This is a genomic window from Lactobacillus agrestimuris (genome assembly GCF_943193025.1).
GTDB lineage: Bacteria > Bacillota > Bacilli > Lactobacillales > Lactobacillaceae > Lactobacillus > Lactobacillus agrestimuris.
Genome location: NZ_CALPCQ010000024.1, coordinates 20,691 through 28,176, shown reverse-complemented (window position 1 = coordinate 28,176; position 7,486 = coordinate 20,691). Strand labels below are relative to the sequence as shown.

At 31.8% G+C, this 7,486-nt stretch carries 5 protein-coding genes; all 5 read left to right on the top strand.

What is annotated here, in order from left to right; all coding sequences use genetic code 11:
- The first annotated feature begins 268 nt into the window (after window positions 1–268).
- The 5 genes from NFR82_RS07480 (at window position 269) to NFR82_RS07465 (ending at window position 7,474) form a co-directional block, all read left to right on the top strand.
- Entirely contained in the window at window positions 269–1,216 is a 948-nt protein-coding gene (locus tag NFR82_RS07480) for a restriction endonuclease (protein WP_251717667.1), read from the top strand.
- A gap of 134 nt (window positions 1,217–1,350) precedes the next feature.
- Window positions 1,351–1,479 (top strand): hypothetical protein, encoded by a 129-nt coding sequence (locus tag NFR82_RS08850; RefSeq protein WP_277612429.1) that lies wholly within the window; start codon window positions 1,351–1,353, stop codon window positions 1,477–1,479.
- A gap of 816 nt (window positions 1,480–2,295) precedes the next feature.
- On the top strand, window positions 2,296–5,520 hold the full coding sequence (gene hsdR, locus NFR82_RS07475; protein ID WP_251717666.1) for a type I restriction-modification system endonuclease: 3,225 nt from the start codon (window positions 2,296–2,298) through the stop codon (window positions 5,518–5,520).
- Window positions 5,521–5,616: 96 nt separating this feature from the next.
- Entirely contained in the window at window positions 5,617–6,918 is a 1,302-nt protein-coding gene (locus tag NFR82_RS07470) for an AAA family ATPase (protein ID WP_251717665.1), read from the top strand.
- Window positions 6,893–7,474 carry an RloB family protein gene (locus NFR82_RS07465; protein ID WP_251717664.1) on the top strand — a complete coding sequence of 194 codons (582 nt, stop codon included), beginning with the start codon at window positions 6,893–6,895 and terminating at the stop codon, window positions 7,472–7,474. Before NFR82_RS07470 ends, NFR82_RS07465 begins: the two co-directional genes overlap by 26 nt.
- Window positions 7,475–7,486 lie beyond the last annotated feature (12 nt).

The window sequence follows — 7,486 nt, the reverse complement described above, 5'->3', positions numbered from 1 at the left end:
TTTTCACTATATTCTGATTTTTTATAGGCATAACCTGAAATAATTTCCCAAAAATCAGAAAACTTCCGTTGTTGCCAAGTGAGATTAATGTGTTCATAATGATTTATTTCTCCAAAATTTAATTAATGAGGGGGAAGACTAGTTATTCTTATAGCCTAAATTAATATTGATGTAGGCTAGATGCTAGATATCAATGTTAATCTATTAACGATTATAGTAATATTGTCTATATAAGTGACAGATTTTACCTAACAGAAGAGATTAAATTATGATAGATTATAAAACTTTAAAACATAGTGATAATGGTATGCCAACTTGGGATGGATTCTTAGGTCCAATTTTAAAAATAGCTGAAACTGAAAAAAATTGGAAACGTCAAGATTTAATTAATGATGTTCTTAAGGAAGTAAATTTACCTGACGATTTGGCCGAAATGACCTATACATCAAGATGGCATGATCCAGTTGCTCCTAACAGAGTAAATTGGGCATTAAGTGATTTGAAAATAGCGGGTTTATTAAATGTACCTAAACGAGGAATATATCAAATTTCAGATTTAGGAAGATCAATTTTGAAAGAACATGGATTAAACATTACGCGTGAATTGGTTCATGCTCAGCCTGCTTATATTGAGCATAAGAAAAAATTAAAAGAACAAAATAATGACTCAGATACGAATGAAATAAGTGAAGAGCAAACATTTGAACTTACTGAAAAACAAGTTTCAAATTGGTTTGACAAGCAAAAAAGCGATTTAACTGAGCAGCTGTTATCAAAATTAAGAAGTATTGATCCTTATGAATTTGAACATATGATGATCAAATTGCTAAGTGAAATGGGTTATAAAGGAACGGATGGCCAATCACTAGTTACTCAAAAGTCTAATGATGGAGGAATTGACGGAATTATTAATAAAGATCCTCTTGGAATGGAGACAATCTACGTTCAGGTTAAGCGCTACGCAGAAGAAAATGTGGTGGGACGTCCTGAAATTGATGGTTTTTCCGGTGCGTTAAGACGTCAACGCGCAGATCATGGTGTATTTATTACAACTTCGTCTTTCACGAGTGGAGCAAGGGCAGCAGCTAAGCAACTTAATATTGCCTTGGTTGATGGTGATATGTTGACTAATTTAATGGTCCAATATAAAGCTGGCGTTCAGATCCGTCAAACTTATGAACTTTATGATATAGAGGATGAATTTTTTGAAGATTGACCGTATGACCAAGATGTAAATACAGATTGATAGGCTTAAAGAGCAGTATTATAGTAATTCTAAGAATTTAAGGGTTGCTTTCTTATACGACTGTGAATTGCTGGTAGTCAATATTTGTATTTGGAGAATTGTTCGTGACAACCATTGATGAAGAAAGCAAAAAATCTATGATTAAGGAACTAGCTATTATTCATGGCTTGATTTGTGACGATGATAATGAGGTAGATAACTTATATGAATATTTTAAAAAATTAGGTGTTTAATATAATCAAATAAAAAATTGTGCTTTAATTATCTTGTGACTATTGTATAGTATAAATACAAATGAAAAGAGAGTAATGAGCGGCCACTCCACTCATTACTCTCAATCGTAGAATTGAATAACTAGGGGGAAGCTAATCTTTATAGTTAGCTTTTTTGATTATTCGATATGCTTTAGCAAAGTTAATTTCAGCAATTGAAAGAATCAAAATGCCGGTTGAAAAATCAACTGTAAATTCCCTCCAGTTTATCCAATTTGTTAAAATATTATTAGGCTATTGGGTAGCTCCCAATAACTTAGTAACTAGGATGGCTACACCCCCCTCATCATTATGAAGTTACGGAGGTGAGAGCCATGCCAAATGGAACAGACTGGAGGAGTAGTAGGCAGCCTTGTCGGTAGCTTTTGCCATTGCAATAAGCATTATACTTAATGCTTTGGGAAAATTTGTTATTAGATGTGCGACGGCATATGTAATAACAAAAAAAGCTAATCACAAAGATTAGCCTACCAATTCAGTCATTCGAGTTACGATTGGAGTTAACGACTCGCACTCGTTAACTCCTTTTCTTTTATAATTTTACTAGTAATTCATATTTATTTCAATAATATAATTTGTTAATAATTTTGTTTTTTAATTTAAACGATTATGAATAGAAACATAAATGAAAAGAGAGTAAAATTGAATAACTTGAGAAAAAGCTAATCTTTATGGTTAGCTTTTCTTTTTTCATCCTCTACATAACCATTCTATTTATGAAATTCTTCTATTATAATAAAAAATAGGTATTTATACACATAGATTTAGGGTAGGTTTATGACTAATTTTAAAACTAACAATAAGCAGTATAAAGAATATGCAAAATTAGCTACGAGTGCGGAAAGTTTAATTTATTCTGATCCGCGTAGTAGTTTAACTATATTTGGAACCTTTGCAGAACAGCTGACTAAGGAAATCTTTCATTTAGATGGAATAGTTGATTGGGAACTTAACCAAAATGAACGAATTGATAAATTATCTCGTTCGATGAATGATTATCCGCCTGTTGTTTTGAATGCTTTGAATGAAATCCGTTTGCATCGTAATAAAGCGGCACATGATGATGGATTTATTGCAACTAAAAAGTCAGCTCTTGAAATTGATCAAAAAGCTTATTTAATTTGGAAATGGTTTTTAGAAGTTTATTCATTAGATAGGGTTACTGGCTATGTTGAACCTAAGAATCAGAATATTATTTTAGAGTCACAGCAAAGTGAAATTGAAAACCTTAAGAAAAAAATACAAGAACTTCAAGATAAGCAATCAAAAGTCAAGGTTGAAATTAGTTCTGAGCAACGACAACATCGTCATAAGGTTAACGTTGAATTTGCTAAGAAACACAAATTAACAGAGGCAGAAACTAGAAAATTAATTGATGAGCAAATTCGTGACGCAGGCTGGGAAGTTGATTCAGTAGAATTGAATAATTGGACCAAGCATACTAAACCGCAAAAGAATCATGATATGGCAATTGCAGAATGGGTTTTACCAAATGGTCACCGTGCCGATTACGCTTTATTTAGAGGGTTAGAATTTTACGGCATTATTGAAGCAAAAAAATGGGATCAAGATATTGCCGGACAAATGGCGCAGCCTAAAGAATATTCTAAGGAAGTTCCATTGAGAACAGATTATCAACTTTTGAATAATGAAATGGGCGACTATAAAGTTCCATTCATTTACACTGCTAATGGTCGCCCTTACTTAAAACAGTATAAAGAAAAATCTGGTATTTGGTTCTGGGATGCACGTAATCCCAGGGAAAATTCTTATGCATTGGAGAAATTTCATTCACCTAAGGATTTAAAAATGAAACTTTCTGCTAAAAATCCCGACGAAGCTGATGCACAATTGGTTAATGATGATGATTTCCCTAAATTTGCTAAGAGATATTATCAGGTTGAAGCAATTAAAAGTATTGAAGCTGCTATTAAAGATGGCAAAAAGCGAATTTTACTTGCAATGGCGACAGGAACCGGTAAGACTAGAACAGCTATTTCTTTAATGTATCGATTGCTTAAAAATAAACGTGCGCGTAGAATCCTCTATCTTGTTGACCGCAATTTGTTAGGAAGACAGACTGCTGATGCTATTAAGGATAATAAAATTGGTTCAATGTCGATTGCCTCAATTTATGGTATTAAAGAATTACAAGATAAAATGCCCGAGGAGTCGACCAAGATTCAAATTGCTACTGTGCAAGGGATGATTAAGCGATTATTCTTCAATGATAATAATGATGAAAAGCCATCTGTTGGTCAATATGATTTTATTATTGTTGATGAGGCACATCGTGGATATGCTGAAGATAAAGAATTAAGTGATAAAGAGTATCGGTTCTATAATCAAGAAGATTATGTAAGTCAATATCGTCGTGTAGTTGATTATTTTGATGCAACAGCGATTGGTATGACAGCAACGCCAGCTTTGCAAACAACGGATATTTTTGGTGAGCCTGTTTACTCGTATAGTTATAGGCAAGCTGTTTTAGATAATTATTTAGTTGATCATGATGCACCGACTATTATTAAAACCAAACTTTCACAAGAGGGTATTCACTTCAAGAAGGGAATTCAAATTGATTTGTTTAATCAAGATGATGAAACAGTTGAAAGTGAAAAACTTCCTGATAATATGGATTTTGATGTTAAAGATTTTAATAGAAAAGTCATTACTGAGAGTTTTAATAAGGTCATTTGCGATAAATTAGCTAGCGATTATTTAGATCCAAATCAACCAGAATTAGGTAAGACCTTGATCTTTGCTGCAACTGATGCTCATGCCGATATGATTGTTAGATTATTAAAGCAGGCGTTTAAAGAAAATGGCAATCCAGTTAGTGATGATGCAATCGAAAAAATTACGGGATCAATTCGTCATCCTAACCAAGAAATAAAAAACTTTAAGAACGAACAATATCCTAATATTGCGGTAACAGTTGATTTACTTACTACAGGTGTCGATGTTCCAGAAATTACTAATTTAGTATTTTTGCGCAGAGTTCAATCAAGAATTTTATATGAACAAATGTTAGGTCGTGCTACCCGCCTTTGTCCAGATATTAATAAGTATATTTTCCACATTTATGATGCGGTTGGAATTTACGATGCTATGAATAAAGTAACCAACATGAAGCCAGTTGTTAAAAATGCGGGACATAATGTTCATTACTTTATTGAACATAAGCATGATTTTTTTGAAACTAATGAAGACAATTATCAATATCGAGTTGATATGGCTGCTGCGATTGATCGAAAGGTTAAGAGCCTTAGTGATAAAAGTAGAAAACAGTTCGAAAGATTAGCACAAATCGATTCTATTGATCAGTGGGCTGGAAGTTTAGCACGAATTAATAAATCTGAATTCTTAATGCAGTGGCAGAACTTTGAACAATTAGATAAGCTCGTTCCGCCTAAGCAAAAGCAGGTTATTTCAACTCAAGAGGATGAATTGGTTGGAACAGAACGAGGATATGGTCAGGGCAATCATGAACCGACCGACTATATTAATAGTTTTAATAAGTTTGTTCAAAATAATGTCGATGAAATTCCGGCTCTTCAAATTGTAGCAACAAGACCAAAAGATCTAACTTTTAAAGAATTGAAAGATATTAAATTAAAACTTGAACAAAATGGATTTAAGGAAAATGATCTGCAAACAGCTTGGAAGAATGCTAAACATGTGCAAACAACAGCCGATATTATTAGTTTTATTCGACAAGCAGCTTCTGGTTCAGAATTGGTTGATCATGATGTAAGAATTCATAATGCTATGCAAAAAGTTTACGGTATGGCTGATTGGAATATGAATCAGATGAGATGGCTTAAGAGAATTGAAAAACAATTGTTGAGAAACACGGTTCTTGCTCCTAATGCCGAGGAAGTCTTTGAAGATAAAGAATTTGGCTTTAAAGAATTTGGTGGTTATAAGAAGATGAAGTCGATCTTTGGAGAAAATACGGACAAGATTATTTTTGTGTTGAACGACAATTTATACGTTTAAATAAGAATGCTTTAATAGCATTCTTATTTTTAATCACAAAAATCCGTGATTAAGCTAGTGAGTGTGATAAAATTAACTTAATCGGAGGAATATTCTATGTTAATTGAATTCTCAGTAAGAAATTATGCATCTTTTAAAGATCTAACAACCTTGTCTGCCGAAACTGGAAGTAGGTTGCGAAAGTTAAAAGAAACTAATACCTTTTATAAAAAGAAACCTGCTCTTTTAAAGAGCTTATTACTCTTTGGTCCGAATGGTTCGGGAAAATCACAATTAATAAAGGCCTTGGGAACAATGCAAAAAATAATTGTGAAGCCGACCCAAGCAATTACCGATACACTAGATTACAATCCTTTTATGTTTAATAAAACTTCAAAAAATACAGATACTTTTTTTGAAGTAAAAATAGAAGTAAGTGATAAGATTTATAATTATTCTTTTAGCTATAATCATAAAAAGATTACCAAAGAGGCATTAGCCTTGGTTAAGAATAATCAAGAAAGAATAATTTTTTCAAGAGATGAAGATAAAGTTGAAACTTCAAATAAGCTCTTGAAGTCAAGTATTCCTAAATTAAGACAAAATTCACTATTTTTGTATCTTGCACAATCAGAAAATGATCCAGATAGTACTGCGGTTTTTAAATGGTTTGTTCAAGATTTAATGTTTATTAACAATGGTTTTCAAATTCCTACAGAAATGCTAGCTTTAATGGAAAATAAATATCTTAAAAAGGAAATGATTTCTTTTTTAAGTTTTGCTGATTTTAACATTTCTGATATAAACGTTAGAGATATACCAACAGCACCTTTAAATCCAGAGGTACAGAAGATGGTTGATAATCTAAATTTAAACTATCCTAAAAGTGAAAAAGAACTTTTTACTACCCATAAGGTATATGACAATAATAAAGTTATTACTTCTGGGGAGTTACCGTTATCTTATGAATCCGTTGGTACAAGACGATTATTTTATATAGTTTTAGCAATGATGTTTGCACAGACCGATGGTAATCAAAAGACGATTATTATTGATGAATTTGATGATTCATTACATGTAGAGTTAGCAAGTGCATTGGTCCAAATTTTCAATTCTACTGAAAATCTAAATCAATTTATTATCACTACTCATGATATTCAACTACTTGATAGCAAATTAAGAATTGATCAGATTTATTTATTAGACAAGGATTTCCATGGTATTAGTAATTTGAAATCAATTTTTGATTTTGAAGATGCTCGTAATAAAGGAAGACATGATATTTCCTTCGCTAAAAGATATTTACAAGGTAAATTTGGTGCTGTTCCTGTTATTGATGTGGATGGATTACTTGATGTACTCAAACTAATTCATGAAAAATATGGAGATAGTAATGGCAAGAAAAAGCAGGAAAATTAAGACAAATCCTACTATAGGTATTTTGTGTGAAGGCGAATCTGAAAAGCAGTATTTCACAATGCTTAAGCAAAAATATCGGATGGCCAATGTTCGTGTGAAAATTATTGCAGCAGATCTTTCTGGAAAAAGATTAGTAGAAAAGGCAATAAAGTATAGTAAATATAATCATTTGGATAAAACATATGTTGTGTTTGATAGGGATGAACACAAGACAAATGAATTAATAGAATGTGTTCAGCTTGCTAGCAAAAATAATATAACTATTTTGTTTTCATCAATTGATTTTGAAATTTGGATTTTAATGCATTTTGAACCAGTTTTTCGTTCTTATTCTCGAGAAGAATTAGTAAGAAAATTATCTCAAGAAAAATATTTTAATCAAGATTATAGCCGATTTAAGGGTAATAGTTATCGAGAATATATTTTTGATAAAGTCCAGGATGCGGTAGATAATGCCGATCGTTTGTATAAAAATAATAATGATTTAATAAATGATGATCCTTTTACTAATATTCAGATTTATTTAGCTGATATTTTTAAGAGGGATAATTTTTAAGGAGCATGCAAT

Bases quoted from the DNA above. Each gene is read 5' to 3' on its own strand.
- NFR82_RS07480 (WP_251717667.1), top strand. From the start codon at position 269: ATGATAGATTATAAAACTTTAAAACATAGTGATAATGGTATGCCAACT.
- hsdR (WP_251717666.1), top strand. From the start codon at position 2,296: ATGACTAATTTTAAAACTAACAATAAGCAGTATAAAGAATATGCAAAA.
- NFR82_RS07470 (WP_251717665.1), top strand. From the start codon at position 5,617: ATGTTAATTGAATTCTCAGTAAGAAATTATGCATCTTTTAAAGATCTA.
- NFR82_RS07465 (WP_251717664.1), top strand. From the start codon at position 6,893: ATGGCAAGAAAAAGCAGGAAAATTAAGACAAATCCTACTATAGGTATT.